This is a genomic window from Stenotrophomonas sp. Marseille-Q4652, assembly GCF_916618915.1.
Lineage (GTDB): Bacteria > Pseudomonadota > Gammaproteobacteria > Xanthomonadales > Xanthomonadaceae > Stenotrophomonas.
Genome location: NZ_CAKAKE010000001.1, coordinates 1,123,785 through 1,150,161, shown reverse-complemented (window position 1 = coordinate 1,150,161; position 26,377 = coordinate 1,123,785). Strand labels below are relative to the sequence as shown.

Sequence of the window (26,377 nt, the reverse complement as noted above, 5' to 3'; positions counted from 1 at the left end):
ATGGAACGGATTCCGATCCTGCAGATGGGCGACATCCTCCTGGTCACGATCCAGGTGGACATGCATGACCAGCTTGCACTGACCGTGCAGGACGACCTCACCGAACGCATCCGTGCCACCTCGGCGCGGGGCGTGCTGATCGAGATCTCCGCGCTGGATATCGTCGACTCCTTCATCGGCCGCATGATCGCCACGATCTCCTCGCTGGCGGCGATCATGGATGCGCGCACGGTGGTGGTGGGCATGCAGCCGGCCGTGGCGATCACCCTGGTCGAGCTGGGCCTCAACCTGACCGGGGTAAGCACCGCGTTGAACGTGGAGCGCGGCATGAAACTGCTGCGCGAGATGGGCGACGACCGCCGATGAATCCTTCCGGCCAGTTGCCCATCCGTACCGAGCAGGACGTGGTCCTCGCACGCCAGGCCGCGCGTCAGGTAGCCGCCGCCTGCGGCCTGCGCCTTGTCGACCAGACCAAGCTGATCACCGCGGCCAGCGAGCTGGCCCGCAATACCGTCGTCTATGGCGGCGGCGGCCACATGCAGTGGGACGTGGTGATCGACGGCATCCGCAAGGGCGTGCGCCTGGATTTCGTGGACCAGGGGCCGGGCATTCCGGACATCGACCAGGCGCTCACCGATGGCTGGACCTCGGGCAAGGGCATGGGCCTGGGCCTGTCCGGCTCGCGGCGTCTGGTGGATGCATTCGAGCTCGATAGCGGGCCCGGACGCGGTACCCGGGTGACGATCACCAAATGGGCATGAGTTTTACAGGTCAGGTCACCCGCATCATCCCCGTAGAAGAGTCGTCTCAGGTTGGCCAGGTGCGCCGCGAGGCCACGCAGATCGCGGTACGGGCCGGGTTCGATGAGGTGGATGGGGGGCGCGTGGCGCTGGTGGCGACCGAGATCGCCACCAACGTGCTGCGCCATGGCCAGGGCGGGCGGGTGATGCTGTCGCTGGTGCATGGCCGCAGCAGCCAGGGCGTGGAGATCTGTGGCGTGGACCGCGGTCCTGGCTTCTCGCTGCCGCGCTGCCTTCCCGATGGCTTTTCCACGGCTGGCAGCCAGGGTCAGGGCCTCGGCGCGATCCAGCGCCAGAGCGCCGTGTTCGACGCCTGGTCCGACGCTTCCGGCGCCGTGGTGCTGTCCCGTATCTACCCCGACCACGCTGGCAGTGACGACCTGGCCTACGGCGGCCTGCGGGTGCCGATGCGCTATGAAAGCGCCTGCGGCGATGGTTGGCACCTGGACTGGCAGGATCGACGCCTGACAGTTACCCTGATCGATGGACTTGGCCATGGTCTGCTGGCCAGCGAGGCCGCCGACCTGGGCACGGCCGCGGCAGCCGAGGCTGGGCCGCTGCCACCCAATGAAATGATCGAGCGCATCCATGCGCGCATGTCGCGTACCCGCGGTGGTGCGGTGGCGGTGTTCTCGTGCGAGCTGGGCACCGGAGCGGCGCAGTTTGCCGGCATCGGCAACATTTCCGCCTCGGTGCATGGCCCGGGCGTGCCTTCCCGTGGCATGGTGTCGCATCCGGGGATCGTGGGCGGCCAGTACCGTCGCATGCAGCCGTTCCTGTCCCAGGTGATGCCGGGGATGCTGCTGGTGATGCACAGCGACGGCCTGCAGACCCGATGGAACCTGGAGCAGTACGACGGCCTGTTCTTCCGCCATCCGGCGGTGGTAGCGGCGGTGCTTCATCGAGATTTCGACAGGGGCAGGGATGATACCGGGGTCCTGGTGGTGCGACTGGGAGGATTGCAATGAGCGTGCTGGACGCGGACATGCAGCTGCAGCAGTTGCGCGAGGAAAACGAGGCGCTGCGCGCCGAGCTGGAGGAAACCAACCAGGGCGTGCTGGCGCTGTATGCCGAGCTTGACCAGCAGGCAGAGCAGCTCAAGGAAGTCTCCGAGCTCAAGAGCCGGTTCCTGTCCTACATGAGCCACGAGTTCCGTACGCCGCTGGGCTCGATCCTGAGCATGACCCGGCTGCTGGAAGAGGGCATGGACGGCCAGCTCAATGACGAACAGCTCAAGCAGGTGCGCTTCATCAGTACCGGCGCGATGGAGCTGCGCGACATGGTCGACGACCTGCTGGACCTGGCCAAGATCGAGGCCGGCCGCATCTCGATCTCGCCGGGGTGGTTCGACCTGATGGACCTGTTCTCGGCCCTGCGCGGCATGTTCCGGCCGCTGGTGGAGGGGGCCGGCAACGTGGACCTGATCTTCGAGGATCCGCCCCCGCTGCCGATGCTGTACACCGATGACAAGAAGCTGGCGCAGATCCTGCGCAACTTCATCTCCAACGCGCTCAAGTTCACCCCGCGCGGCCATGTGCGGGTGTCGGCGCGTCCGGAAGGCGATGGCCACGTGCGTTTCAGCGTGCGTGATACCGGCATCGGTATTCCCGAGCACATGCTGGGCGCGTTGTTCGAGGACTTCATCCAGGTTGATTCGCCCCTCCAGAAGCGCCTGCGCGGGACCGGACTGGGCCTGGCGCTGTGCCGGCGTTTTGCCCAGTTGCTGGGCGGGGAAGTAGGGGTGGAAAGTGTTGTCGGGGAAGGGTCGGAGTTCCACGTGACCCTGCCGATCAAGTTGCAGTCGGAGACGGAGCATGACCGAAGTTAGTCGCATCCTGGTGGTGGACGACAATGTCGCCACCCGCTACTCGGTGCGCCGCGTGCTGGAACACCATGGTTTCCAGGTAGACGAGGCCGGCACCGGCGGCGAGGGCCTGGAGCGCCTGTCCACCGAGGCCTACGACGCCCTTATCCTGGACGTCAACCTGCCGGACATGAGCGGCTTTGACCTGGTGCGCAAGCTGCGCGAGTCCCCGCGTACCAGCCTGCTGCCGGTGGTGCATGTTTCGGCCGCTTCCATTGCCACCGGTGACATGATCACCGGCCTCAATGCCGGCGCCGACGCCTACCTGATCCATCCGGTAGACCATGACGTGCTGCTGGCCACGCTGCGCACCCTGTTGCGCGTGCGCAAGGCTGAGGAAGCACTGCATACCCACGAAGCGCGCTTCCGCGAGATCTTCGAGAACATCAGCGCGCCAATCGCCGCGGTGTCCGAGAACCTGGAAGTGCGCGACGCCAACCCGGCGTTCCGCAAGCTGATGTCCGTCGCCGGCGTGACCACGCTGCGCGAGCTGTTCGGTCAGCAGTCCACCGTCGAGCTGCAGCAAGCGCTGCGCGAGGACCGGAGCTGGAACGGCATGTTCTCGTTGCAGACCACCAACGGCGAGCGCATCACCGAATGGCGCGTCACCCCGTACAAGGAGCGTGGCGTGGGCCTGCTCTACGTCGAGGACCAGACCGAACAGCACGCGCGCGAGCGCGAGCACAGGCAGCAGCTGGATTCGGCCACCTCCGAGCTGGCGGTACAGATCGCCGAGCGCGAGCGCACCGAGGCCGAGCTGCAGCAGGCGATGAAGATGGATGCGCTGGGCAAGCTCACCGGCGGCATCGCCCACGATTTCAACAACATGTTGACCGGCATCATCGGCGCGCTGGACATGATCAGCGTGGCGGTGAGCAGCGGCAACGTCGAGCGCGTCCCGCGCTATGCCGAGATGGCGGCCACCTCGGCCTACCGCGCCGCGGCGCTGACCCAGCGCATGCTCGCCTTCGCCCGCAAGCAGTCGCTGGATACCACTGCCTTTGACGTCGGTGCCCAGATCACCTCGCTCAGCGACCTGCTGGGCCGAACCATCGGCGAGAACATCGCGCTGGAGTTCGACATGCCGCGCGAGGGGCTGGTGGTGGTGGCCGATGCCAACCAGCTGGAAAACGTGGTGCTGAACCTCGTGCTCAATGCGCGCGACGCGATGAAGGGGGTCGGCCGCATTACCATTTCTGCGCGTCCGGCGACGGTGGGAGGCGGCAGTGACGTGGCCGCGGGCGATTACGTGCTGTTGTCGGTCAGCGACGATGGCCCGGGCATCCCGCCCGACATCGTCGACAAGGTCTTCGAGCCGTTCTTCACCACCAAGCCGATTGGCGAGGGTACCGGCCTGGGCCTGTCGATGACCTACGGCTTTGCCCGCCAGAGCGGTGGCGCCGCGCGCATCCGCAGTGCGGTCGGGGACGGCACCACGGTCGAGCTGCTGCTGCCGCGTGGCGAGGCCGTGCAAGCGGAGCCCGAGCCGGAAGAGGAAGTCGCCGAGGGCGGCGCCGAGAGCATCCTGCTGGTCGACGACAACGAGATGGTCCGCGCCATGGCCCAGGAAGTACTGGTCGAGGCCGGCTATGACGTGTTCACCTGTTCCGAGGGCACGGCCGCGCTGGATGCGGCCGGCGAACGTGATTTCGACCTGCTGCTCACCGACGTTGGCCTGCCCGGCATGAACGGCCGGCAACTGGCAGACAGCATCCGCGAGTGCCGTCCCGAGATGCCGGTGCTGTTCATAACCGGCTACGCCGAGAACGCGCAGAACCGTCAGGAGTTCCTCGCCGAAGGCATGGAAATGCTGCCCAAGCCGTTCAGCCTCAACGAACTGCTGCGCGCGGTACGCCAGAGCCTGGACCGGCGCCAGCCAGTACGCGCCGGCTAGGGCGGAGCGGCGGCAGCGTCGGGCGGGACTTGCTCGAACGGGTAGGGCAGCGGCGGCGTCCCGGCCAGGGTCGAGCGCCACCGCGCCAGCACCGGCAGGATGTCCTCACCGGCATGGATCTGCGGCTCTGAAGGCAGCTCGCCCTGTTCCTGCTCGCGGCGGGCGACCTCGCTGCGTGCCTGCTCGAAGGCGGCGACGAAATCCGCGGTCTGGTTGAGCGCCTCGACCAGGAACGCGCGACCGAACCAGGTCGCGCTGTCGGTATTGCCGCAACCAAACGATGGACGATCGTGGCGCGCGGCGGTGATCACCAACCGTTGCGGCGAGGCCAGCACCGGCACGAAGCCGCCCGAATAACAGGCCGAGACCACGATCACCGTGTTGCCGATGTCGGCTTCATCCAGCAGCTGTGCCAGGTCCTCCGGCGTGATCACGTCTTCCTGGCCGGGTGCGGTCTGCAGGTAGAAGCTGCTGTCCTCCAGCCCGTGGCTGGTCATGTACAGGAACAGCACGTCCTCGTCGGGGTCGAGCGTGCGGCCCAGTGCGTCCAGCGCCTCGCCCAGGCTTTCCCAGGTGGCGATGGCGGCCGTGCCCGTACGTTCGGGATGGTTGACCAGTGCGAGCGTGCGGCCACGGCTGCCCATGCGCTGGCCGAACAGGTCCTGCAGGTAGGCGACTTCGTTGCGGAACACGTCCTCGGCGGCGTCGCCGGCCACGCCCAGTACATACATGTCCGTCAGGCCGGGGCGTTGCGGCGCCAGCGCGGCAAGGCCGGCTTCCAGGCGTGCGCGTTCGCTGCGGTCCAGCGCCGGCGTGGTGGGCTTCCAGGCCGCGGGCTCACCATTGCCAGCCTGGATCGGCATCACCCCGCCAAGCAGTACGGCGGCCAGCGCGAGCGGGCGCAGCCGACGGATCAGCCCGGGCAGGAAAGTGGCGTGGTGCATGCGGCAAGAGTGCCCAAGCCGGTGGAAGGTGTACAGCCGCGCGGCTAGGTGTGATCTCTCAGTAGGTTGTTCATCCGGGGTGATCCCGGAAGACTGGAGGTGCGAATCAGCCACCCCTCCAGGAGCCCCGGATGAACCTGCATAAACATGCCCGTCTTACGCCTCGCGGTCGAGCCTTGCTTGTGGAGCGAGTGATCAACCATGGCCTGCGGGTCGAGGAGGCAGCGCATGCCGCGGGCGTGAGCGTCAGAACCGCTTACAAGTGGCTGCGCCGCTTTCGCGAGGAAGGCTGGGCAGGCCTGGATGACCGGTCATCGCGCCCGCACCGCTGTCCGCATGCCACCCCACCATCGGTGGCCGCCGAGGTGACCGCGCTGCGCCGTCAACGCGAGACCTACCGCCAGAGCGCATTGGCCCTGCCGGTCGGCCTGAGCACCATTGCCCGACTGATGCGCCGTGCCGGGCTGCACCGGTTGGCCGAGCTGGATCCTGCGCCCCCGGACAATCGCTACGAGTATCACCAGGCCGGGGACCTGCTGCATCTTGATATCAAGATGCTGGGTCGCTTCTGGCGCCCTGGCCATCGGGTCACGGGCGATCGCCAGGGCGCCTCCGATGGCGCAGGCTGGGAGTTCGTCCACCTCGCCATCGACGATCACTCACGAGTCGCCTTCGGCACCATCGAAGATGATGAGCGCGGATCCAGCGCCTGCCGCGCACTGCTTCAAGCCCTGCGCTACTACCGCGGCCTGGGCGTCACCTTCACCCGGGTGATGACCGACAACGGTGCCTGCTACAAGTCCCGGCGCTTCCGCCGGCTCCTGCGCCGCTTGGGCCTGCGCCATCTGCGCACGCGACCCTACACCCCGCGTACCAACGGCAAGGCCGAACGCCTGGTCCAGACCGCTTTGCGCGAATGGGCCTATGCCCGCTCCTACGACAGCTCGGAGCAGCGTCGGCACGCTCTTCCTCGCTGGCTGCACCAGTACAACTGGCACCGGCCGCACGCCAGCCTTGGCTACCAACCCCCGATCAGCCGCATCCAGCTTCCACTGAACAACGTCCTGGGTTTACACAGCTAGGCCTTCCAGCACATGGGTACGGGCGTGGCAGCGGTTAAAGTCGGGGGAAGTACTGCGCGGCCTGCCGCGTCCAACCACCAGGAGCATCCATGTTGAAGAAGACCCTGCTGACCTCGGCCACCGTACTGGCCCTTGGCCTGGCCGGCACCGCTGTTGCCCATCCGTCCCACGAGTGCCTGGACCAGGCGTGCGCAAGCCAGGTGCTGTTCGCCGACGAGGCCGGCTCCACCGGCGCCGGTGCCGCAGGCACCACGCAGCGCTACGGCAGCTGGGGCATCGATACCGCTGGCATGGACACCTCGGTCAAGCCGGGCGAGGACTTCTTCGGCTACGTCAACGGCAGCTGGGCGAGCAACACCGATATCCCGTCGGACAAGTCCAGCTTCGGCTCCTTCATGATGCTGCGCGACCTGTCCGAAGTGCGCGTCCACCAGCAGCTGGAAGGCTATGCGCTGGGCAACCCGGCCACCGATGGCGACGGCGCCAAGATCGCCGCGCTGTACCGTGGCTTCCTCGACGAGGCCGCCGTGGAGAAGGCCGGTATCGAGCCGCTCAAGCCGCTGCTGGTTACCATCCGGGCCGGCAAGGACAGGACCGCGATGGCGCGCCTGATGGGGGCCAACCACGGCAGCATGGGCGCCAGCCTGTTCGGCCTGTCGGTGTCCGACGACCAGCGCGATCCGGATCGCTACACGTTGTACATGGGCCAGTCCGGGCTGGGCCTGGGCGACCGCCAGATGTACCTGGACGAGAAGTTCGCGCCGCAGCGCGAGCGTTATGTCGCCTACATCGAGCAACTGCTGGGGATGGCCGGCTGGGACAAGCCGGCTGACGCCGCCGCCAAAGTGATGGCGTTAGAGACCGAAATCGCCAAGGCCCACTGGACCCGCGCCGAGAGCCGCAACCGCGACAAGACCTACAACCCGGTGACCCGTGCCGAACTGAAGGCGCAGGCGCCGCAGTTCCCGTGGGACGTGTTCTTCGATGCCGCCGGCGTCGGCCAGGCCGAGCGCGTGGTGCTGCGCCAGGCCAGCGCCATCCCGGCGATGGCCAAGGTGTTCGGCGCCACCGACGTCGCCACGCTGCAGGCGTGGCAGGCCTTCCACACCACCGATGAAGCCGCGCCGCTGCTGAGCAAGGCCTTCGTCGATACCAACTACGAGTTCCGTGCGAAGTTCATGTCCGGCCAGCCGGAGCCGCGCCCGCGCTGGAAGAACGCGGTGGCCTACGCCGAGCGCATCATGGGCGAGGCCATCGGCCGCGACTACGTCAAGACGTACTTCCCGGCCGACGCCAAGGCGAAGATGGATTCGCTGGTGACCAACGTGAAGGCCGCCATGGGCGCACGCCTGGATGCGCTGGAGTGGATGAGCCCGGCGACCAAGGCCGAGGCCCACGCCAAGCTCAAGGGCTTCGGCCTGAAGATCGGCCACCCGGAAAAGTGGCGTGACTACAGCGCGCTGGAGATCCGCAACGGCGACGTGTTCGGCAACGCCCTGCGTGCCGGCCGCTTCGAATGGGATTACCGCCGCGCCCGCCTCGGCAAGGAAGTGGACAAGGCCGAGTGGGGCATGACCCCGCAGACGGTCAATGCCTACTACAACTCGGTCAAGAACGAGATCGTGTTCCCGGCCGCGATCCTGCAGCCGCCGTTCTTCGATCCGGACGCCGATCCGGCGGTGAACTACGGTGGCATCGGTGGCGTGATCGGTCACGAGATCATCCACGGCTTCGACGACCAGGGCCGCAAGTCCGATGGCGCCGGCGTGCTGCGTGACTGGTGGACCGCAGATGACGCGGCCAAGTTCGAAGTGCAGGCGGCCAAGCTGGGCGCGCAGTACGAGGCCTACGAGTTCCCGCAGCTGCCGGGCATGCACATCAACGGCAAGGTCGCGATGGGCGAGAACATCGGCGACCTCGGCGGCCTGACCATCGCGCTGGAAGCCTACCGTCGCTCGCTGGGCGGCAAGCCGGCGCCGGTGATCGACGGCTTCACCGGCGAGCAGCGCCTGTTCATGGGCTGGGCGCAGGTATGGCGCACCCTGTGGCGTGATGACGCCCTGCGCCAGCAGCTGGTCAACGGCACCCACTCGCCGGGCCACATCCGTGCGTTCGCCCCGCTGCGCAACATCGACGCCTGGTACGAAGCGTTCAACGTGACCGCCAACGACCCGCTGTACGTCGCGCCGGAAGACCGCGTGCGTATCTGGTAACCGGCCAGCCGGTTGGCCACGGACGGAGGCTCTGCGGAGCCTCCGTTTTTTTTAAGGCCGCCTCCGGCTGCTGAAGGATTCATGGCTGCCGAACATGAGTGTGCGGTTTTCACCTGGCAGCGATGCATCTGGCACGGGTGGCTAACGGGGCGATGCGCAGAATGTCCCTCAACCGGCGGCATTCCGCTGCCGGATGGAGAAGCGAAGATGGGTAACCAGAATCAGCAGAACCAGAACAATCGTCAGGACCAGCAGGGGCAGCAGGACCAGCAGGGCCAGCGCCAGCACCAGCAGGACCAGAACCAGGGCCAGAACCAGCAGAACCGCCAGCAGAACCAGCAGGACCAGCAGAGCCAGCAGCAGAACCAGCGCGGTCAGGGCCAGCAGGGCGGCATGAACGACGAAGAGGAATAAGTTTCCTCTACTGCTCGCACGACAAGGGCAGGCCTCCGGGCCTGCCTTTTTTGTTGGCCCGCATTGGGCACGCGGAAAGTTCAGGGTTGCCGGGTCCGGAAGGGCGCACAATGCAGCCCTGTCTCCCCCGGATGTGTCATGGAAACCGAAGACCTCATCACCGCCGCGCTGCGCGAAGCCGGCTACAGCCAGGACGCGATCGGCTCCGCGCTGCCGCGCATCATGCGCATCCTCGAAGCGGAGGACGTGCGGATCGAGCTGGGCCGCAACCTTTCGCGCAAGGAACGCGAATACGTGCGCCTGCAGCTGGAGCTCGGGCTGTCGGTCCGCGAGATCGTCAGGGCCCTGCAGGCCTGATCCACCGGTGGGTTGCGCTGCAGCGGCGCTGCCCCCTTGCGTGATCCATGCCGTCCCGACCGGGAAGGCGTACGCTATCGGCGACCTCTTTGAACCCTGGGGAGCCGATGCGACACAGTGAAAGACACCGCACCCAGCGCACCGGCTGGCTGCGTGCCGCCGTGCTGGGCGCCAACGATGGCATCGTCTCCACCGCCAGCCTGGTGCTGGGCGTGGCGGCAGCCGGTACCGGAACCCGCGCGGTGATGCTGGCCGGCATCGCCGGCCTGGTGGCCGGTGCGATGTCGATGGCGGCCGGCGAATACGTGTCGGTCAGCTCGCAGGCCGACACCGAACGCTCTGACCTCGAGCGCGAACGCAGGGAACTGGCCGAGTTCCCGGAGCAGGAACACGAGGAGCTGGTCGGCATCTACATGCAGCGCGGACTGGACCGGCCACTGGCCGAGCAGGTCGCCACCCAGCTGATGGCCAGGGACGCACTGGCGGCGCATGGCCGTGATGAGCTGGGTATCTCCGAAGTGCTGGCTGCCAACCCGGTGCAGGCCGCGCTCGCCTCTGCCGCGGCGTTTTCGGCCGGCGCGATGCTGCCGCTGCTGGCGGTGCTGGTGCTGCCGGGCAGTGGCCTGATGTGGGGCGTGGGTGCCAGCTCGGTGCTGTTCCTCGCCGCTCTGGGCGCGGTGGCCGCGCGTACCGGGGGTGCGCCGGTAATGAGGTCCGTGCTGCGTGTCGCGTTCTGGGGTGCGCTGGCGATGGGCCTGACCACGGCCGTGGGTTCACTGTTCGGCGTGCAGGCCTGATCCACCCCGGTGCACGGATGGCTCAGGTGGCCATCCTGCGCAGTTGCGCCAGGTAATGGCGCGCCGGCCAGTGCCGCAGCCAATGCGGCATGGCCCAGTACACGCGTGGTGCCCAGCGCCGGAAACGCTGCCAGTTGCGCTCGTCACGGGTGCTCCAGGCCAGCCCGAACAGTTCGCGAAGGCGGGGCGTCATCAATCCCCGGGTGACGAATCGCTGCAGGGGCAGGGCGGGTTTGAGGTACCAGGGCGCCTGACCGCCGCGCAGCACTGCCTGGAAATAGGCACGTACCTCGTCGTCCACCGTCAGTCCGGCTTCCTGCGCCTGCCACCAGCGGTCAAACCCCACGCTGTCGGCCGGCCATTGCGCGTCGCGTACCTGCAGGTTGCGGCCGAATGCCCAGCCTTCCCGGTACAGCCCCTCGCGAGCGTGCGCCGGGACCGGGTCCACGAAGAGCTCGTACACATCCACTGCGCCGCGATACAGGGTCGCGGCGACCCACAGTTGCAGGTCCTGGTCGAACGCGTTGTACCCCGGACCCGACACCGGACGGTGGGCGTGGTTGACGTGACGTGCAATGGTGGCGCGATCCACGTCGGTACCCAGCGTCACCGCGTACACGTATGACATGGTGGCGCGCAGGCGTTGCAGCGGATGGTCCAGCGTGCGGCTGTGGCGCGCCACGCCGCGGCCGACGCCGGGATTGGCCAGTTGCCAGGCCACGGTGACGCCGGCGCCAAAATAGATGTAGGCCTCGCGGTTGATGGTGGCCAGGGTGGGTGGGGAAGCGGGGCGTGGCATCACGCGATTCTGGGTGGTCGCGCGTGAGTGGCCTTTGAACCCACCGAGGCCGCTGCGGCACTCGGGTTCTGCGTATGAGCACAAAAAACGCCGGCTACCTCGCGGTGACCGGCGTTTCTGTCAGTCGGGCAGGGAAGACATCTCCCGGCCGTAATGCAGGCTCAGAACTCCTGCCAGTCGCCCTCGTCAGCCGAGGCAATGGCTTCGACCTTCGCCCGAGCCTTCGGGACCGGGGCAGGTTGCGCCGGCGCAGCGGCAACGCTGCGGGCAGCCGGTCGCGCCGCCGGGCGCGGGGCGGCGAAGGCGGACGTCGCGTCCGACGCCAGGCGGAACACCGCGACGGCCTCGACCAGCTGGTTGGCCTGCTCTTCCATCGAGCGGGCGGCGGCGGAGGCCTCTTCCACCAGCGCGGCGTTCTGCTGGGTGGTCTCGTTCCATCTGCACCACGGTCTGGCTGACCTGCTCGATGCCGGCAGTCTGCTCCTGCGAGGCCGCGGAGATCTCGGCCATGATGCTGGTCACGCGCTGCACGCTGCTGACGATCTCGGCCATGGTCGAGCCGGCCTTCTGCACCAGCGCCGAACCATCGGCCACCTTGTCCACCGAATCATCGATCAGCGACTTGATCTCCTTGGCGGCGCCGGCCGAACGCTGTGCCAGGGTGCGCACTTCCGAGGCAACCACGGCAAAACCGCGGCCCTGCTCACCGGCACGGGCGGCTTCCACGGCAGCGTTGAGCGCCAGGATGTTGGTCTGGAACGCGATGCCGTCGATGACCGAGATGATGTCGGCGATCTTCTTCGAGGAGGCCTCGATCGCGGTCATGGTCTCCACGACCTGGCCGACCACGGCGCCACCGGTGGAGGCGACGTCGGCCGCACCGATCGCCAGCTGGTTGGCCTGGCGTGCGTGTTCGGCGTTCTGGCGCACGGTGGAGGTCAGTTCCTCCATCGAGGCGGCCGTTTCCTCGAGGTTGGCGGCCTGCTGCTCGGTACGGCGCGACAGGTCGGCATTGCCCTCGGCGATTTCCGAAGCCGAGTTGTTGATGCTGGCCGAAGCTTCCTGGATGCGGCCGATGATCGCCGTCAGGTTGCGCACGGTAGCGTTGGCATCATCGCGCATGTCGGCGAACACGCCGTCGTAGTTGCCTTCCATGCGGGTGGTCAGGTCGCCGCTGGCGATGGCCTTGAGCAGGTGCGACAGCGACTGCAGGCTGCCGTCGGCGGTGGCCATCAGCTGGTTGAGGTTGACCACCATGTCGCGGAAGCCGTACTCGAAGCGCGACTCGTCGCCGCGCAGGCTGAAATCACCATGGACCGCGGCCTGACTGATCGTGCCGATTTCCTGGCTCAGTGCCAGCAGGTTGGCCTTGACGCTGTCCAGCGCGTTCATGACCACAGCCTTTTCGCCCGGCACGCGCGGGAAGTCCTCGCGCAGGTCGCCGCGGGCATAGGCGGCCGCCAGGCGGCCGGCGGCCATGGCAGTGCCGATGTGTTCGCCCAGCTGGTTGTTGATGATCTCGCTCAGATTGCGGTACTCGCCCTGCAATCTGCTGGCATCCATGCGCACGGAAATATTGCCCCGGTCGTGCTCGCGACCCACTTCCTCCAAGCCCGTGATCAGGGTCTGCAGCGATTCGCGCGTGGCCTGCACGGCACGCAGCACTTCGCCCGCCTCGTCGGCGCCACCCACCAGGCGCTCGCCATCGAGCTTGCCAGCAGCCAGTTCACGCGCGGCGGCGGCGGCACGGCCCAGCGGGCCAGTCAGGCTGCGGGTGAAGGTGGCCCCCAGGAACACGCCGATGAGGATGGCCAGGCCCAGTACCACGAACAGGATCGTGCGGGCGCGCGAGGCGGCCTGCTGGGCCTCGTCGTAGGCGATCTGCATCTGCCTGGACTCGCGCTCCAGGTTGGCGGTGACGGCGTTACGCCAGGCCTGCAGGCCGGGGACGGCCTTCTGGTTGAGGTAGGCGACCGCCTCGTCACGCTGGCCGGCCATGGCGAGGTTGACGACCTCGTCGTTGAGCGGAGCGGCGGCCAGGCGTGCCTCCTGGATGGCGGCCACCAGCTTCTTGCCTTCCTCGCGCGCCGGCATGGCGGAGAGCTTGTCGTAGGAAGCGACGAACTTCGCGCGTGTCTGCTTGATGTGATCCTGCGCCGCCTGGCGCCCCGCCTCGTCCTCGCTCAGCAGGATGGCCTGCAGGCTGATGTACAGCTCGTTGGCATCGTCATACAGCTCGTTGGACAGCTTGGTCTTGGTGGTGCGTTCGACCGCGATGGTCTGCAGGTGCTCTTCCAGCGTGGACAACGAGAATGCAGCCGTTATGGCGATGGCGGCCATCAGCACCAGCAGGAAGCCGAAGCCGGCAAACATCCGCTTGCCGACAGTGAAGCGTTGGAGGAACTCGTTCATGACTGACCTGGGGGGTGGGGGCGAAACTGGCCGTCGGCCGCACTGCACTTCATGCGCAACTGTGGCCGTCGGGGGGAATGGATCCCCGGCCAGCATCCATCCACGGGAGAGCGCGCGGACGCCACTGTCGGGGGCAGTGGGGTATCGACACGCTCAATTGCTTATTTAGGTCCTGCCTACCAAAGTCGCATACGAAAAACCCGGTCCTGTGACCGGGTTGGGGGTTTGTCGAAGTGTCTGATTTGACTAGACAAATCAGCGTCGGCAGCGCAGCCAGAAATAAATGGGCAGGCCGGCAAGCACCAGCGCCGCACCCCACAGCAACGCTTCGGCACCAACGCCGATCACCGCATACAGGCTGTAGGCCAGCGCCCCGGCGGCCAGCACACGCGTGGTCAGGCCGGTGCCACGCCACACCCACGCGGCCGCGCCGGTGACGTAGGGCAACAGGGTGGCGGCGGTGGACAGCAGCACCGAGAAGGTGAACAGCTGCACCAGCGAGCGGTTGTAGTTGGCGATCACCAGCACGGTGGCCAGCACGCTGCTGGCCACCACGCCGAAGGCCGGGGTGCCACGGGGGTTGAGGCGGGCAAAGGCGGCCGGCAGCACGCCGTCACGTGCCGCGGCCATCGGCAGTTGCGCCGACAGCAGGATCCAGCCGTTGAGCGCGCCCAGGCAGGAGATCGCCATCACCACCGCCAGCAGCGTGCCCGAGGTCGGCCCCCACAGTGAGGCAGCAGCATCGGCCATCGGCGCGGAGGAATTCTCCAGCACGTCGGCCGGCAGCAGGCCGATCACCGTGGTGCAGGCCAGGATGGTGGCGATGCCGGCAATCGCGGTGCCGGCCACGGTGGCGCGGGACACGGTACGCGGCGCATCGTCGACGGCCTCGGCCGGCACGGTGGCCGCTTCCAGTCCGATCATCGCCCACAGGGTCAGGGCGACGGTGGCGCTGGCGACGGCGGGCAGGCTGTCGCTGCTGCGGTTGAACGGCACGTAGTGGCTGGTGTCGACAAACCACAGCGCCACACCGCCGAACAGCAGCAACGGCACCACCTTCAGCACCGTGGTCAGCAACTGCATGCGGCCGGCCTCGCGCACGCCCAGCAGGTTGACCCCGGCGCACAGCCACAGCGCCACCAGGGCGCAGCCGGCGGCGCGCACCGGCGTGGCGGTCAGGGCCGGAAAGATCGCGCCCACGCTGCCGGCAAAGGCCACTGCAATGGCGGCAATCGCGCACCAGATCGAGATCCAGTAGCTCCAGGCGATGACGAAGCCGGGCAGCTCGCCGAAGGCGTTGCGCGCGAAGACGTACGGGCCACCGGTCTGCGGCCAGCGCCGCGCCAGCTGGGCGAAGGTGATGGCCAGCAGCAGCGCGCCGCACAAGGTAATGCCCCAGCCCAGGATCGACGCCGCGCCGTACGGGGCCAGGGCGGCAGGCAGCAGGAAGGTGCCCGAGCCGATCATGCTGCCCACGACCAGGGCGGTGGCGGACCAGAAGCCCAGCGGGCGGCGTGATGTATTCATTCGGAAAGCAGGCATGGCAAGGGCCAGCCTGCGCAGGGCAGGTGGCCAGACAAGGGGGAACGCGGGCGGCCGGGAGCCGGCGCGGGCGCCAATTATGCGGCCTGCCGTGGCCACTGGGCAGGCGCAGGCACCGGGGGCAGTGCCATGTGACCTTTGGCCGTTGCCGCCGTACCGCGAGAAAGTGGACGCTGCGGCGATCATCCCGACGGTTGGACCTGACCCATGCGCATGCGCCCGATTGCCCTTGCTGTTTCGCTTTCATTGGCTGCGGCCCTGGTGGCCTGTTCGCCGTCCGCCCCGGAGGGCAGTGGTGCCACAACCGCCAGCAGCAAGCAGGCGGACAAGGCGGGCCAGCTGACCGCGCTCTATGCCGATTTCTGGGAAGAGACGCTCAAGCTCAACCCGATCCAGGCCACCTTCCAGGGCGACAACCGCTACAACGACCAGTTGCCGGATTTCGGCTCGGCCGAGTTCCGACAGCAGATGCATGACTTCAACCAGCGCTGGCTTGAGAAGGTCGAGGCGATCGGCGAGGACGGCCTGCAGGGCCAGGACCTGCTCAGCTACCGCATCTTCGTGCGCGAGCGGCGCAACGCGCTGGACGCGGAGAAATTCCCGGACTGGATGATGCCGGTCAACCAGATGGGCAGCCTGGTGAGCTACGCGGTGATGCTGGGCTCGGGCCAGGTGGCGCAGCCGTTCAAGACGGTCAAGGACTACGAGAACTGGCTGGCGCGTGCCGGGCGCATCCCGGTGCTGATCGACACCGACATCGCCAACATGCGCGAGGGCATCAAGGCCGGCGTGGTGCAGCCGAAGGTGGTGATGGAGAAGGTGCTGCCGCAGATGGACGCGATCCTCGCCGGCAAGGCCGAGGACAGCCAGTTCTGGGGGCCCATCAAGGCGATGCCGGCGGAGTTCTCCGCCGAGGACAGGCAGCGGCTCACCGAGGCCTATCGCGAGCTGATCGACGGCAGGCTGCTGCCGGCGATCCGCAAGCAGCGTGACTTCATCGCCAGCGAGTACCTGCCGGCCTGCCGCGACAGCGTCGGCCTGGACGCGCTGCCCGACGGCAAGGCGTGGTACGCATTCGCCGCGCGGCAGAGCACCACCACCGAGCAGACGCCCGAGCGGATCCACCAGATCGGCCTGGACGAGGTCGCCCGCATCCACGGTGAGATCCGCCAGGTGATGGAGCAGGTCGGCTTCAAGGGCTCGCTGCAGGACTTCTTCAAGTTCATGCAGACCGACAAGCAGTTCGAGTTCAAGGACGAGGACGCGCTGCTGGCGCACTACCGCGGGCTGGAAGCCAGGATCAACCAGCGCATCCCCGAACTGTTCTCGCTGACGCCGAAGTCGCCGTTCGAGATCCGCCCGATCGAGGCGTTCCGCGCGCAGTCGGCGGCCGGTGGCGAATACATGAGCCCCAGCGAGGACGGCAGCCGCCCGGGCATCTTCTACGTCAACACCTACGACCTGCCGACGCGCAAGACCTGGGATGCCGAGGATCTGTTCCTGCATGAAGCCATCCCGGGCCACCACTTCCAGCTGGCCCTGCAGCAGGAACTGGAAGGCGTGCCGGCGTTCCGCCGCTTCGGCGGCGAGACCGCGTTTGCCGAGGGCTGGGGCCTGTACGCCGAGAGCCTGGGCAAGGACCTGGGCGTGTACACCGATCCGTACAGCTACTTCGGCCGCCTGCAGGGCGAGCTGTGGCGCGCGGTGCGCCTGGTGGTCGACACCGGCCTGCACAGCAAGGGCTGGACCCGCCAGCAGGTGCTGGACTACATGTTCGCCAACTCCTCGGTGAGCGAGCCCGATGCCATCGCCGAGGCCGAGCGCTACATCGCGTGGCCGGGACAGGCGCTGGCGTACAAGACCGGCGAGCTGAAGATCAAGGAACTGCGTGGGCGTGCCGAGCAGCAGCTGGGCGAGCGCTTCGACATCCGCCAGTTCCATGCCGAGGTGCTCAAGGACGGCTCGGTGCCGCTGGATGTGCTGGAAGAAAAGATCGACGCCTGGATCGCCTCGCAGAAGGCCTGATCCACCTGCGCGGGGCACCGGCACGCGTGCCTGTGTCCCGTGAAGGCTTGTCCAGTCCCGCCGCACGTACTGTTCCACCCATGCCAGCCGGTGTCGCCGGCCGGCATGCGAAAGTGGCCGCCCCCGTCTGAACCTGTTCCGGCACGGCCGCCCATCCGTGGCCGCGCTTATCCCACATGTCGCTGATCGTTTCCCTCATCCTGCCGCTGATGGCCGTCTGGCTGTGGTGGCCCGTCAATCCGCTGTCCCGCCGCCAGCGTCGCTGGCATGTCGGACTCACCGCGTTGCTGGCGCTGTTGCCGCTGGCCTTCGCGGCGGTCTGGCGCATGGACGTGCTCGGCTATGCCGTGATCGCCCGGTTGCAACTGGCGTTCGGCTGGCTGCTGGTCGGCTTCGTGCTGCTGCTGGTGTTCCTGCTGCTGCGCGAGGCCGGCTGGCTGCTGTCGCGGTTGTGCGGGCGCCGCGACCTGGGCATCAGTCTGTGGCACGGGCTGCGCTTCAACCGCTGGGCAATCGCGGTGATCGTGGTCATTGCCACGCTGTCGATCTGGAACGGGATCAAGCCGCCGCGCGTGCACGAGCGCGAGCTGGTCGTCGCCAGCCTGCCGGCGGAACTGGACGGGCTGCGCGTGGCGGTGCTGGCGGACATCCACGCCAGCCCGGCCAAGGGCGCCTGGCGCACCGAGCGCATCGTCGCCGACGTGCTGGCCGCACGTCCGGACCTGATCGTGCTGCCCGGCGACATGGTCGATGGCGAGGTCGACGTCAGCGCGCCGCACGTGGCGGCCCTGGCGCGGCTGTCGGCGCCGCACGGCGTGTGGCTGGCCGCGGGCAACCACGAGTACTACCACGGCTACGTGCGCTGGATGCAGCACTTCCGCGAGCTGGGCCTGGGCGTGCTGGAAAACCAGAGCGTGCGGCTGCAGGTCAATGGGCGAACGCTGGCGGTGTCCGGCATCGGTGACCTTGCCGCGCTGAAGGGCGGACCCGGCGGTGCAAGGGGGGGACTGGCCCCGGACCTGGCGGCAGTCAACCACCAGGCGGCCGATGCCGACTTCCACCTGCTGCTCGCCCACCAGCCCAGGCAGGCGCGGGCCAGCGCGGCCAGCGGCTCGGTGGACCTGCAGCTTTCCGGCCACACCCATGGCGGCCACATCCTGGGCATGGACCGCTGGCTGGTGGCGCCGTTCAACGATGGCTACGTGCGCGGGCGCTACCAGGTCGAGGACATGGTGCTTTTCGTCAGTAGCGGGGCGGGGCAGTGGGACGGCTTCACCGCGCGGCTGGGCGTCCCGTCGAGCATCGACGTGCTGGTGCTGCGACGCGCAGGCGACGGGGACTGAGCTTCAGCGGTCGCTGGCCGCGTCGTCGCGCCTTTCGGGCATGACGTGCGGCAGTGCGCTGACCACCAGCAGGGCGGCGATGGTGGTCGCCAGCGCCAGCATCTCCATGCCCATGCCGGCGGCCATGCCGATGGCCGCGGTCAGCCAGATGCCCGCGGCGGTGGTCAGCCCCTGCACGCGCTCGGTCCGGTCCAGCTTGAGGATCGCGCCGGCGCCGAGGAAGCCGATGCCCGAGACGATGCCCTGCATGACGCGGGTGGCGTCGTTCATCGAGGCGCCCGCCATCAGCGGCGCCAGCACGAACAGTGCCGAACCGACCGACACCAGGATATGGGTGCGCAGGCCGGCCGCCCGGCCCTTGGCCTCGCGTTCCAGGCCCAGCGCGCCGCCCAGCACGAAGGCGGTCAGCAGGCGGCTGACGATGGTCACGACCGTTGACACTTCCGGCAGCGCGAACTCCGTGGCCAGTGCCTGGCTGATCTGCGCGCCCAGGCTCATTGCTGCACCCCGCGCGGCAGTACGGTGCCCGGATCTGGGACGACAGCAGCAATTGGATTCAGCGCGTGCATGGCAGCGACCGGTGGCGATGATGCCGGGAAGTCTGGTCCGCGCCGGGTGGGAACCAGGTGATGGCCTGCCCAACAAAAGACGGGCCCGCAGGCCCGTCGTGGTGTTGCTTTACAGGACGCGGCTCAGAGCGTGATCTGGCCGAAGTTCTCCGCCCGGGTGTGGCCATTGGCGGCCTCGCCGGTGCGCGGCATTGGGTAATCGTCCAAGCGGTCGAGCAGCACCGTCTGCAGGCCGGCCTCGCGGGCGGCATCCAGTTCCTCGACCACGTCGGACAGGAACAGGATCTGGTGCGGCGCGGTGCCGATGGCCTGGGCGATGCGCGCGTAACTGGCGGCCTCGCGCTTGCCGCCGATCTCGGTGTCGAAGTTGCCCGAGAACAGCGCGGTCAGGTCGCCGGCGTCACTGAAGCCGAAGAACAGCTTCTGCGCGGCCACCGAGCCGGACGAATACACGTACAGCGGGATGCCCGCGGCATGCCAGCCGCGCAGCGCGGCGGCCACTTCCGGGTACAGGTGCGCGGTGTAGTCGCCGTTGCGGTAGCCGGCGTCCCAGATCATGCCCTGCAGGGCCTTGAGCGCGGTGTGCTTGCGGTCCTGGTCGATCCAGCCCTGCAGCGTTTCCACGATCACCTCGTCCTGGCAGGCGCTGGCGGCGATCTCGGTGGCCACAGCGTCCAGCCACCGGCGCACCGCCGGCTGCTGGCCGTGCTCGCGCACGAAGCCGGGCAGGGCGGCGCGGGCGTACGGGAACAGCACGTTCTTGACGAAGGAGATGCTGCTGGTGGTGCCTTCGATGTCGGTCAGGATCGCGAGCGGTCGGGTCATGGATCAGCCTTCCCCGCCGCGGTGGGAGGGTTCGTAGCGGGGGAACTTCTGCGCGATGTCGGTGCCGGTGAAATGGCCGACCCAGCCATCGGGCTCGGTGAAGAAGCGGATCGCGGCGAAGCTCGGCTCCGGGCCCATGTCGAACCAGTGGGTGGTGCCGTCCGGGACCGCGATCAGGTCGTTCTTGACGCACTCCACCTCGTAGACCTTGTCGTCCACGTGCAGGGTGAACAGGCCCGAGCCGGCGACGAAGAAGCGCACCTCGTCTTCCTTGTGGAAGTGTTCGTCGAGGAACTTCTGGCGCATTGCCTCGCGGTTGGGGTTGTCCGGGCCGATCGAGGCCACGTCCACGCTCTTGAAGCCGTGCTGTGCGACCAGGCGGTCGATGTCCTCGCGGTAGGCGGCGAAGATCTCTTCCTGGCTGGCGCCCGGCGCGACCGGATGTTTGGCCTGCCAGCGCTCGAAGGTCACGCCGATCTTCTTCAGCTCGGCAGCGATGACGTCGCCGTCGCGGCTGTCCAGCAGCGGAGCGTCGGGGGCGGTGTCGTTGAAGATGCGCAGGCGGCTCATGGCAGGGGCCTCGACGGTGGGGGGAGGGAAAGGGTACAGCGCAGTTGCCACTGCAGGGGCAACGTACGGCAACGGGAGCACCTCGGGCCAGCGCGCCGGCGGGGGCGTGGTTTCAGCGCAGCTTGCGCAGTTCGAGTTCGCAGTGCAGCAGGAACTCGAACGCTTCCAGGTGGCGACGGGCTTCGGCCATGTCGCGGCCCCAGGCGTACAGACCGTGGCCGTCGATCAGGTAGCCCCACATCGACTGCTGGTCCAGCAGCGCATCCACCTGGTCGGACAGCACGTTCATGTCCTGGGTGTTGGCGAACACCGGCAGGTCGACGGCGGTTTCATGGGTGCTGTTGCCGTGCAGCGCCTTGAGCAGCTCGTAGCCTTCCAGGCGGATATGGCCCTGCGGCGCGTACAGGCGCGAAGCGATGGTCTGCACCGGCGAATGGGTATGCAGCACGCAGCCCACTTCCGGGAAGCGGCGGTACAGGCGGGTGTGCAGCAGGGTTTCGGCCGATGGGCGCAGCGGACGACCGACGGCCTGGCCGTCCATGTCCACCACCATGATGTCGTCCTCCACCAGCCGGCCCTTGTCGCGGCCGGACACGGTGATCGCCGCGTGCCGGTCATCGAGCCGGTGCGAGAAATTGCTGCTGGTGGCTGGCGTCCAGCCGGCCTGGGCCAGCTCGCGGATGTTGTCGATCAGCAGTTGCGCCAGCACCTGCAGGCGCTGTTCGTCGTAGGGAAGGATGGCGGGTGCATTCATGCCCGCCATTCTACTGGTCAGCCGGCGTCGTTGCCGACGCCCGCACGCAGGCGCGAGTTGCGGAAGCCGTACAGGAAATAGATGGCAAAGCCGGCCACCGTCCACACGCCCATCAGCATCCAGTTGTGCAGGGTCATTGCGCTGAGCAGGGCCAGGCAGCTGAGCACGCCCAGGCTGCACACCAGCCACGCGGCGGGGATCCGGAACGGACGCGGCAGCTCCGGGCGGGTGCAGCGCAGCACCAGCACGCCGGCGCAGACCGCGGCGAAAGCGATCAGCGTGCCCATCGAGGTCAGCTCGCCCAGCACGTCCAGCGGGAACAGCGCAGCCAGCAGCGCGATGCCGATGCCGGTGATCACCGTATTGATGTGCGGGGTGCGGTATTTGGGATGGATGCGGGTGAACACCGGCGGCAGCAGGCCGTCGCGGCCCATGATCATGAAGATGCGCGGCTGGCCGATGACCATCACCAGCACCACCGAGGACAGGCCGATCAGCGCGCCGATCTCGACGATGATGCGCAGCCAGCCCAGCTGCGGATGCGCCGCCACCGCGGTCACCACCGGCTCATCGGTGCCCAGCAGGGTGTAAGGCACCAGGCCGGTCATCACCGCGGCCATGGCGATGTAGAGGATGGTGCAGATCACCAGCGACAGCAGCATGCCGATGGGCATGTCGCGCTGCGGGCGGTGCGATTCCTGCGCCGCCACCGACACCGCCTCGAAGCCGATGTAGGCGAAGAACACCATCGCCGCGCCCCGCAGCACGCCGTCGAAACCGTACTTGCCCGGGCCTTCGTTCTCCGGGATGAACGGGGTCCAGTTGCCCGGATCGATGTACTTCCAGCCGGCGAAGATCACCAGGATGATCAAGCCGGTCTTGAGCACCACCATCGCCATGTTGATCGCGGTGGACTTGCGGATGCCGACGTAGCACAGCCAGGTAAGCAGCAGCACCAGCGCGGCGGCCGGCAGGTTGGCGATCGAGCCGGTGGGACGCAGCTGTGCGTCCAGCGGTGCGCTGACCAGGGCGGCGGGCAGGTGGATGTCGAACTGGTCGAGCAGGCTGAGGAAGTAGCCGGTCCAGCTCACCGCCACCGCCGACGCCGAAACCCCGTACTCGAGCACCAGCATCCAGCCGATGAACCAGGCCGACAGCTCGCCGAAGGTGGCGTAGGTGTAGGTGTAGGCGCTGCCGGAGACCGGCACCATTGAGGCGAACTCGGCGTAGGCCAGCGCGCAGAACGCGCAGCAGATGGCCGCCAGCACGAAGGACAGCATGATCGCCGGGCCGGCATGGTTGGCCGCGGCCTGGCCGGTGATCACGAAGATGCCGCCGCCGATCACCGCGCCGATGCCCAGCGCGGTCAGCCCCCACGGGCCCAGGGTGCGGCGCAGGCTGAGGCCGTTGGCCTCCTCGTGCGCGGCGTGTGGATGCTTGGTGGCCCACAGTTGCTTGAGCATGCAGTCGATTCCGGAAGATGGGACGGAACGGGCCGCATGCGCGGCCCGCCCAGGCTCAGGCGCCGCGCGCCAGGCGGCTGTGGCGGATGCCGTAGCCGAAGTAGATCACCAGGCCCAGCAGGGTCCACAGCACGAACACCTGCCAGTGGTCGGCAAAGGCCATCGCGAACAGGCCCAGGCAGATCAGCGCGCCGGCCGGTGCGACGAACCACACTGCAGGCACGCGGAAGGCGCGGTGCATGTCCGGGCGGGTGCGGCGCAGCACCAGCACGCCGATGCACACCGCGGCAAAGGCCAGCAGGGTGCCCATGGCAACCAGCTCACCCAGCACGCTCAACGGCACCAGGCCGGCCAGCGTGGCGGCAATCAGCCCGACCACGATCGTGCTCAGGTGCGGGGTACGGAACTTGGGATGCACGCGGCCGAACACCGGCGGCAGCAGGCCGTCGCGGGAGATGGTGTAGGCCACGCGGGTCTGGCCCATCATCATCACCAGGATCACCGAGGACAGCCCGGCGATCGCGCCGATCTCCACCCAGGTCTTGAGCCAGCCCAGCTGCGCGTAGGCCTGCAGCGCGGTGGCCACCGGCTTGTCGGTGCCCAGCGAGGTGTAGGACATCAGGCCGGTCATCACCGCGCAGACCACGATGTAGATCAGCGTGCACACCGCCAGCGAGCCAAGCAGGCCGATCGGCATGTTGCGCTGCGGGTCCTTGGTCTCGCCGGCGGCGGTGGAGACCGCGTCAAAGCCGATGTAGGCAAAGAACACGATCGAGGCCGCGCGCAGCACGCCGCTCCAGCCGAACTCGCCGAAGGTGCCGGTGTTCTCCGGGATGAACGGGGTCCAGTTGGCCGGGTCCACGTACATCGCGCCGAAGCCGACGAACAGGCAGATCACCGTGACCTTGATCGCCACGATGATCGCGTTGACGAAGCTGGACTGGGTCACGCCGACGTACAGCAGGCCGGCGATGGCCAGCACGATCAGTACCGCCGGCAGGTTGAACAGCTTGCCGGAGCTGATGAACTCGCCGTCCTGCCAGAGGATCGGCGCGGCGGTCAGCGCGTCGGGGAAGGGCAGGTGCAGCGTCGTTGTGAGGAAGCTGATCATGTACGCCGACCAGCCCACCGCCACGCTGGACGAGGCGAACAGGTATTCCAGTACCAGGCACCAGCCGATGAACCAGGCCATGCCCTCGCCGAGGGTGGCGTAGGCATACGAGTAAGCGCTGCCGGAGACCGGCAGCATCGCCGCGAACTCGGCGTAGCACAGGCCGGCGAAGGCACAGGCCAGGCCGGCCAGCACGAAGGACAGCATGATCGCCGGGCCGGCGTGGTTGGCCGCGGCCTGGCCGGTGACCACGAAGATGCCGGCGCCAATCACCGCGCCCATGCCCAGCAGGACCAGGTGGCGTGCGGTGAGAGTCCTCTTGAGTGTCGCTTCGCCGTCCAGGCTGCCTTCTATCGGTTCACCCGCATCGACGTGACCGGCAGGCTCCACCGGCTTGACCCTCAACAAAGACTTCAGCATTCGCAAGCTTCCCCAGGTTCTAGGTAACGCCGAACGGCATACGAACGGCGGATGGACGTGCGCATTCAGCGCGGGTTATGCAATCGCCCTACCTTGCCAAAGCCCGACGGCCTCCACAAGCGCGGATGCAACATCGCCGCGATAATCGTCGGCCGCTTTCCCTGGCATTGTCCGATGGCCGTCCTTCGTTTTGCGCTACAGCAGCAACTGCATGACTACCGCCGGCGCTCGCCGCACGAAGCCGGTGTCGTGGAGGAATTCCTTGCGCTGCTCGACGACGGCGCCGATCCGTTCGTGCGCGAGCGCATGGCCGGCCATTTCACCGGCAGCGCCTGGCTGGTCAGCGGCGACGGACAGCGCGTGCTGTTGACCCATCACCGCAAGCTTGACCGGTGGCTGCAGCTGGGCGGACATGCCGATGGCGATGCCGACCTGGCCGCGGTGGCGTTGCGCGAAGCAGAAGAAGAATCGGGACTGCCGGGCCTGTCGCTGGGATCAGCGGCGATCTTCGACCTGGACCGGCACTGGATCCCCGCACGGGGCGAAGTGGCCGGGCACTGGCATTACGACGTCCGCTACGTGGTGCGGGCCGGTGCCGATGAACGATTCAAGGTCAGCGCCGAGTCGCTGGCTCTGGCGTGGCGGCCGGTTGCCGGGATCCACGCCGACCCTGCGGCTGACGGGTCGCTGCGGCGCATGGCCGGCAAGTGGCTCGCCGGCCGCGCCTGATCCGCCCCGCGGAGAGGGTCAGTAGAGGATGCGGGTACGCAGCGTGCCCGGGATTGCCGCCAGTTCTTCCTTGACCAGGGCTGCCTGCTGCTCGGTGGCAGTGATGTCGATCACCACGTAGCCGACCTTCGGGTCGGTGCGCAGGAACTGGCCGTCGATGTTGACGTGGTGGCGGGAGAAGATCTCGTTGACCCTGGACAGCACGCCCGGCACGTTGCGGTGGATGTGCAGCAGGCGCAGGCTGTTGGCGTGCTCGGGCAGGGTGACCTCGGGGAAGTTCACCGCCGACAGGGTGCTGCCGTTGTCGCTGTAGCGCACCAGCTTGGCCGCCACTTCCACGCCGATGTTGTCCTGCGCTTCCAGCGTGGAACCGCCGACATGCGGGGTCAGGATCACGTTGTCGTGCGCGGTCAGGGGGCTTTCGAACAGGTCGTCGTTGCCCTTGGGCTCGACCGGGAACACGTCCACCGCCGCGCCGCCGAGGTGGCCCGAGCGCAGCGCCGCGTCCAGCGCATCGATGTCGACCACGGTGCCGCGCGCGGCATTGATCAGGTGCGCGCCCTTCTTCATCCTCGCCAGCTGGTCGGCGCCGATCATCCACTGCGTGGCCGGGGTTTCCGGCACGTGCAGGGTCACGACGTCCGAGCGCGCCAGCAGGTCATCCAGGCTCGCCGCCGGATGGGCGTTGCCCAGCGACAGCTTGGTCTCGATGTCGTGGAAGATCACATGCATGCCCAGCGCCTCGGCCATCACGCCGACCTGGGTGCCGATGTGGCCGTAGCCGATGATGCCCAGCGTCTTGCCGCGCACCTCGTGGCTGCCGGCGGCCGACTTGGACCAGCCGCCGCGGTGGCACTGCGCGTTCTTCTGCGGGATGCCGCGGGTCAGCATGATGGTCTCGGCGATCACCAGTTCGGCCACCGAGCGGGTGTTGGAGTAGGGCGCGTTGAATACCGGGATGCCGGCCAGCTCGGCTGCTTCCAGGTCCACCTGGTTGGTGCCGATGCAGAAGCAGCCCACCGCGATCAGGCGCTTGGCGTGCGACAGCACCTCGGCGCTGAGCTGGGTGCGCGAGCGGATGCCGATGATGTGGGCCTCGGCGATGCGCGCGATGAGCTCGTCTTCCGGCAGCGACTTGGCGTGCAGCTCGATCTGCGAGTAGCCGGCCGCCTTGAAGGTCTCCACCGCCGTCGGGCTGACCCCCTCGACCAACAAAACGCGGATGTCCTGTTTCGGGAACGAGGTCTTCTTCGGCGACATGGCGGTACGCAAAACGACAGGAGGAAGCACCGCACTATGCCAGAAGCGCCGGCCCTTTTGTGCGCTGCGCAACCCTGCAACGCCTTGATGGCAAAAGGTTTCATCTGCAGCGATCGGGGATGCCTGCGTACCGGCCACGCAGGCTGGACGCGCCGCGGCGCGGCTGGCACGCTTGCTGGCTTTCACGCTG

At 67.8% G+C, this 26,377-nt stretch carries 24 protein-coding genes; 13 read left to right on the top strand and 11 right to left on the bottom strand.

All coding sequences use genetic code 11. The annotated features are described in order from the left end of the window. The 5 genes from LG380_RS05255 to LG380_RS05235 are packed head-to-tail and all read left to right on the top strand — an operon-like array spanning position 1 to position 4,558. The gene (locus tag LG380_RS05255) at positions 1-366 is read left to right on the top strand and encodes an STAS domain-containing protein (RefSeq protein ID WP_225763922.1); all 366 of its coding nucleotides are present in this window, start codon (positions 1-3) and stop codon (positions 364-366) included. After that, positions 363-761, top strand: coding sequence for an anti-sigma regulatory factor (locus tag LG380_RS05250; protein ID WP_225763921.1), 399 nt, complete (start codon positions 363-365; stop codon positions 759-761). The genes LG380_RS05255 and LG380_RS05250 overlap by 4 nt, the downstream gene beginning before the upstream one ends. Next, the gene (locus tag LG380_RS05245) at positions 752-1,768 is read left to right on the top strand and encodes an ATP-binding protein (RefSeq protein ID WP_225763920.1); all 1,017 of its coding nucleotides are present in this window, start codon (positions 752-754) and stop codon (positions 1,766-1,768) included. The genes LG380_RS05250 and LG380_RS05245 overlap by 10 nt, the downstream gene beginning before the upstream one ends. Then, entirely contained in the window at positions 1,765-2,628 is an 864-nt protein-coding gene (locus tag LG380_RS05240) for an ATP-binding protein (protein WP_225763919.1), read from the top strand. The genes LG380_RS05245 and LG380_RS05240 overlap by 4 nt, the downstream gene beginning before the upstream one ends. Next, on the top strand, positions 2,615-4,558 hold the full coding sequence (locus LG380_RS05235) for a hybrid sensor histidine kinase/response regulator (protein WP_225763918.1): 1,944 nt from the start codon (positions 2,615-2,617) through the stop codon (positions 4,556-4,558). Before LG380_RS05240 ends, LG380_RS05235 begins: the two co-directional genes overlap by 14 nt. Here LG380_RS05235 and LG380_RS05230 read toward each other — a convergent pair. Then, a complete protein-coding gene (locus tag LG380_RS05230; RefSeq protein ID WP_225763917.1) occupies positions 4,555-5,502 on the bottom strand; it encodes a C13 family peptidase in 948 nt (315 codons plus the stop codon). The two genes, LG380_RS05235 and LG380_RS05230, sit on opposite strands and share 4 nt — an antisense overlap. 131 nt (positions 5,503-5,633) lie before the next feature. Between LG380_RS05230 and LG380_RS05225 the strand changes: the two genes are divergently transcribed. From LG380_RS05225 to LG380_RS05205, 5 genes are all read left to right on the top strand, one after another. Continuing rightward, positions 5,634-6,584 carry an IS481 family transposase gene (locus LG380_RS05225; protein WP_225763916.1) on the top strand — a complete coding sequence of 317 codons (951 nt, stop codon included), beginning with the start codon at positions 5,634-5,636 and terminating at the stop codon, positions 6,582-6,584. 89 nt (positions 6,585-6,673) lie between these two features. Next, positions 6,674-8,797 carry a M13-type metalloendopeptidase gene (locus LG380_RS05220; RefSeq protein ID WP_225763915.1) on the top strand — a complete coding sequence of 708 codons (2,124 nt, stop codon included), beginning with the start codon at positions 6,674-6,676 and terminating at the stop codon, positions 8,795-8,797. A 207-nt stretch (positions 8,798-9,004) separates the two neighbouring features. Further along, entirely contained in the window at positions 9,005-9,211 is a 207-nt protein-coding gene (locus tag LG380_RS05215; RefSeq protein ID WP_225763914.1) for a hypothetical protein, read from the top strand. Between the two features lie 138 nt (positions 9,212-9,349). Then, a complete protein-coding gene (locus LG380_RS05210; RefSeq protein ID WP_225763913.1) occupies positions 9,350-9,568 on the top strand; it encodes a polyprenyl synthetase in 219 nt (72 codons plus the stop codon). Positions 9,569-9,675: 107 nt separating this feature from the next. Next, on the top strand, positions 9,676-10,365 hold the full coding sequence (locus LG380_RS05205; protein WP_225763912.1) for a VIT family protein: 690 nt from the start codon (positions 9,676-9,678) through the stop codon (positions 10,363-10,365). 22 nt (positions 10,366-10,387) lie between these two features. Here LG380_RS05205 and LG380_RS05200 read toward each other — a convergent pair whose 3' ends face one another. The 3 genes from LG380_RS05200 to LG380_RS05185 form a co-directional block, all read right to left on the bottom strand. Continuing rightward, positions 10,388-11,164 carry an oxygenase MpaB family protein gene (locus LG380_RS05200; protein WP_225763911.1) on the bottom strand — a complete coding sequence of 259 codons (777 nt, stop codon included), beginning with the start codon at positions 11,162-11,164 and terminating at the stop codon, positions 10,388-10,390. 186 nt (positions 11,165-11,350) lie between these two features. Next, complete coding sequence (locus LG380_RS15830; protein ID WP_318780077.1) at positions 11,351-13,576, bottom strand: methyl-accepting chemotaxis protein; 2,226 nt, start codon at positions 13,574-13,576, stop codon at positions 11,351-11,353. A 255-nt stretch (positions 13,577-13,831) separates the two neighbouring features. After that, entirely contained in the window at positions 13,832-15,103 is a 1,272-nt protein-coding gene (locus tag LG380_RS05185) for an amino acid permease (RefSeq protein WP_225763910.1), read from the bottom strand. Between the two features lie 222 nt (positions 15,104-15,325). Between LG380_RS05185 and LG380_RS05180 the strand changes: the two genes are divergently transcribed. Both LG380_RS05180 and LG380_RS05175 read left to right on the top strand, forming a co-directional pair. After that, complete coding sequence (locus LG380_RS05180) at positions 15,326-17,143, top strand: DUF885 family protein (protein WP_225763909.1); 1,818 nt, start codon at positions 15,326-15,328, stop codon at positions 17,141-17,143. 176 nt (positions 17,144-17,319) lie between these two features. Beyond that, positions 17,320-18,486 carry a metallophosphoesterase gene (locus LG380_RS05175; RefSeq protein WP_225763908.1) on the top strand — a complete coding sequence of 389 codons (1,167 nt, stop codon included), beginning with the start codon at positions 17,320-17,322 and terminating at the stop codon, positions 18,484-18,486. A gap of 3 nt (positions 18,487-18,489) precedes the next feature. On the opposite strand, the gene LG380_RS05170 is transcribed toward LG380_RS05175, so the two are convergent. The 6 genes from LG380_RS05170 to LG380_RS05145 all read right to left on the bottom strand — a co-directional run bounded on the left by LG380_RS05170 (position 18,490) and on the right by LG380_RS05145 (position 24,198). Continuing rightward, positions 18,490-18,984 carry an MgtC/SapB family protein gene (locus LG380_RS05170; protein ID WP_225763907.1) on the bottom strand — a complete coding sequence of 165 codons (495 nt, stop codon included), beginning with the start codon at positions 18,982-18,984 and terminating at the stop codon, positions 18,490-18,492. A 194-nt stretch (positions 18,985-19,178) separates the two neighbouring features. Further along, positions 19,179-19,880: an acireductone synthase gene (gene mtnC / locus LG380_RS05165; RefSeq protein WP_225763906.1), complete on the bottom strand. Its 702-nt coding sequence runs from the start codon at positions 19,878-19,880 to the stop codon at positions 19,179-19,181. A 3-nt stretch (positions 19,881-19,883) separates the two neighbouring features. Then, positions 19,884-20,450, bottom strand: coding sequence for an acireductone dioxygenase (locus tag LG380_RS05160; RefSeq protein WP_225763905.1), 567 nt, complete (start codon positions 20,448-20,450; stop codon positions 19,884-19,886). A gap of 112 nt (positions 20,451-20,562) precedes the next feature. Beyond that, positions 20,563-21,204 carry a methylthioribulose 1-phosphate dehydratase gene (locus LG380_RS05155; RefSeq protein WP_225763904.1) on the bottom strand — a complete coding sequence of 214 codons (642 nt, stop codon included), beginning with the start codon at positions 21,202-21,204 and terminating at the stop codon, positions 20,563-20,565. 17 nt (positions 21,205-21,221) lie between these two features. After that, positions 21,222-22,667, bottom strand: coding sequence for an amino acid permease (locus LG380_RS05150; RefSeq protein WP_225763903.1), 1,446 nt, complete (start codon positions 22,665-22,667; stop codon positions 21,222-21,224). A gap of 55 nt (positions 22,668-22,722) precedes the next feature. After that, positions 22,723-24,198, bottom strand: a complete 1,476-nt coding sequence (locus tag LG380_RS05145) for an amino acid permease (protein WP_225763902.1) — start codon at positions 24,196-24,198, stop codon at positions 22,723-22,725. A gap of 174 nt (positions 24,199-24,372) precedes the next feature. Here LG380_RS05145 and LG380_RS05140 point away from each other — a divergent pair, with 174 nt between their 5' ends. Then, complete coding sequence (locus LG380_RS05140) at positions 24,373-24,927, top strand: NUDIX hydrolase (protein ID WP_225763901.1); 555 nt, start codon at positions 24,373-24,375, stop codon at positions 24,925-24,927. Between the two features lie 18 nt (positions 24,928-24,945). On the opposite strand, the gene serA is transcribed toward LG380_RS05140, so the two are convergent. Beyond that, on the bottom strand, positions 24,946-26,187 hold the full coding sequence (gene serA / locus LG380_RS05135; protein WP_225763900.1) for a phosphoglycerate dehydrogenase: 1,242 nt from the start codon (positions 26,185-26,187) through the stop codon (positions 24,946-24,948). Positions 26,188-26,377 lie beyond the last annotated feature (190 nt).

Coding starts and splice junctions, on each gene's coding strand:
- LG380_RS05240 (WP_225763919.1), top strand. CDS start 1,765: ATGAGCGTGCTGGACGCGGACATGCAGCTGCAGCAGTTGCGCGAGGAA.
- LG380_RS05230 (WP_225763917.1), bottom strand. CDS start 5,502: ATGCACCACGCCACTTTCCTGCCCGGGCTGATCCGTCGGCTGCGCCCG.
- mtnC (WP_225763906.1), bottom strand. CDS start 19,880: ATGACCCGACCGCTCGCGATCCTGACCGACATCGAAGGCACCACCAGC.
- LG380_RS05145 (WP_225763902.1), bottom strand. CDS start 24,198: ATGCTGAAGTCTTTGTTGAGGGTCAAGCCGGTGGAGCCTGCCGGTCAC.
- LG380_RS05255 (WP_225763922.1), top strand. CDS start 1: ATGGAACGGATTCCGATCCTGCAGATGGGCGACATCCTCCTGGTCACG.
- LG380_RS05180 (WP_225763909.1), top strand. CDS start 15,326: ATGCGCATGCGCCCGATTGCCCTTGCTGTTTCGCTTTCATTGGCTGCG.
- LG380_RS05140 (WP_225763901.1), top strand. CDS start 24,373: ATGGCCGTCCTTCGTTTTGCGCTACAGCAGCAACTGCATGACTACCGC.
- LG380_RS05200 (WP_225763911.1), bottom strand. CDS start 11,164: ATGCCACGCCCCGCTTCCCCACCCACCCTGGCCACCATCAACCGCGAG.
- LG380_RS05170 (WP_225763907.1), bottom strand. CDS start 18,984: ATGAGCCTGGGCGCGCAGATCAGCCAGGCACTGGCCACGGAGTTCGCG.
- LG380_RS05175 (WP_225763908.1), top strand. CDS start 17,320: ATGTCGCTGATCGTTTCCCTCATCCTGCCGCTGATGGCCGTCTGGCTG.
- LG380_RS05220 (WP_225763915.1), top strand. CDS start 6,674: ATGTTGAAGAAGACCCTGCTGACCTCGGCCACCGTACTGGCCCTTGGC.
- LG380_RS05160 (WP_225763905.1), bottom strand. CDS start 20,450: ATGAGCCGCCTGCGCATCTTCAACGACACCGCCCCCGACGCTCCGCTG.
- LG380_RS05210 (WP_225763913.1), top strand. CDS start 9,350: ATGGAAACCGAAGACCTCATCACCGCCGCGCTGCGCGAAGCCGGCTAC.
- LG380_RS05185 (WP_225763910.1), bottom strand. CDS start 15,103: ATGAATACATCACGCCGCCCGCTGGGCTTCTGGTCCGCCACCGCCCTG.
- LG380_RS05245 (WP_225763920.1), top strand. CDS start 752: ATGGGCATGAGTTTTACAGGTCAGGTCACCCGCATCATCCCCGTAGAA.
- LG380_RS05250 (WP_225763921.1), top strand. CDS start 363: ATGAATCCTTCCGGCCAGTTGCCCATCCGTACCGAGCAGGACGTGGTC.
- LG380_RS05215 (WP_225763914.1), top strand. CDS start 9,005: ATGGGTAACCAGAATCAGCAGAACCAGAACAATCGTCAGGACCAGCAG.
- LG380_RS15830 (WP_318780077.1), bottom strand. CDS start 13,576: ATGAACGAGTTCCTCCAACGCTTCACTGTCGGCAAGCGGATGTTTGCC.
- LG380_RS05235 (WP_225763918.1), top strand. CDS start 2,615: ATGACCGAAGTTAGTCGCATCCTGGTGGTGGACGACAATGTCGCCACC.
- serA (WP_225763900.1), bottom strand. CDS start 26,187: ATGTCGCCGAAGAAGACCTCGTTCCCGAAACAGGACATCCGCGTTTTG.
- LG380_RS05225 (WP_225763916.1), top strand. CDS start 5,634: ATGAACCTGCATAAACATGCCCGTCTTACGCCTCGCGGTCGAGCCTTG.
- LG380_RS05155 (WP_225763904.1), bottom strand. CDS start 21,204: ATGAATGCACCCGCCATCCTTCCCTACGACGAACAGCGCCTGCAGGTG.
- LG380_RS05205 (WP_225763912.1), top strand. CDS start 9,676: ATGCGACACAGTGAAAGACACCGCACCCAGCGCACCGGCTGGCTGCGT.
- LG380_RS05150 (WP_225763903.1), bottom strand. CDS start 22,667: ATGCTCAAGCAACTGTGGGCCACCAAGCATCCACACGCCGCGCACGAG.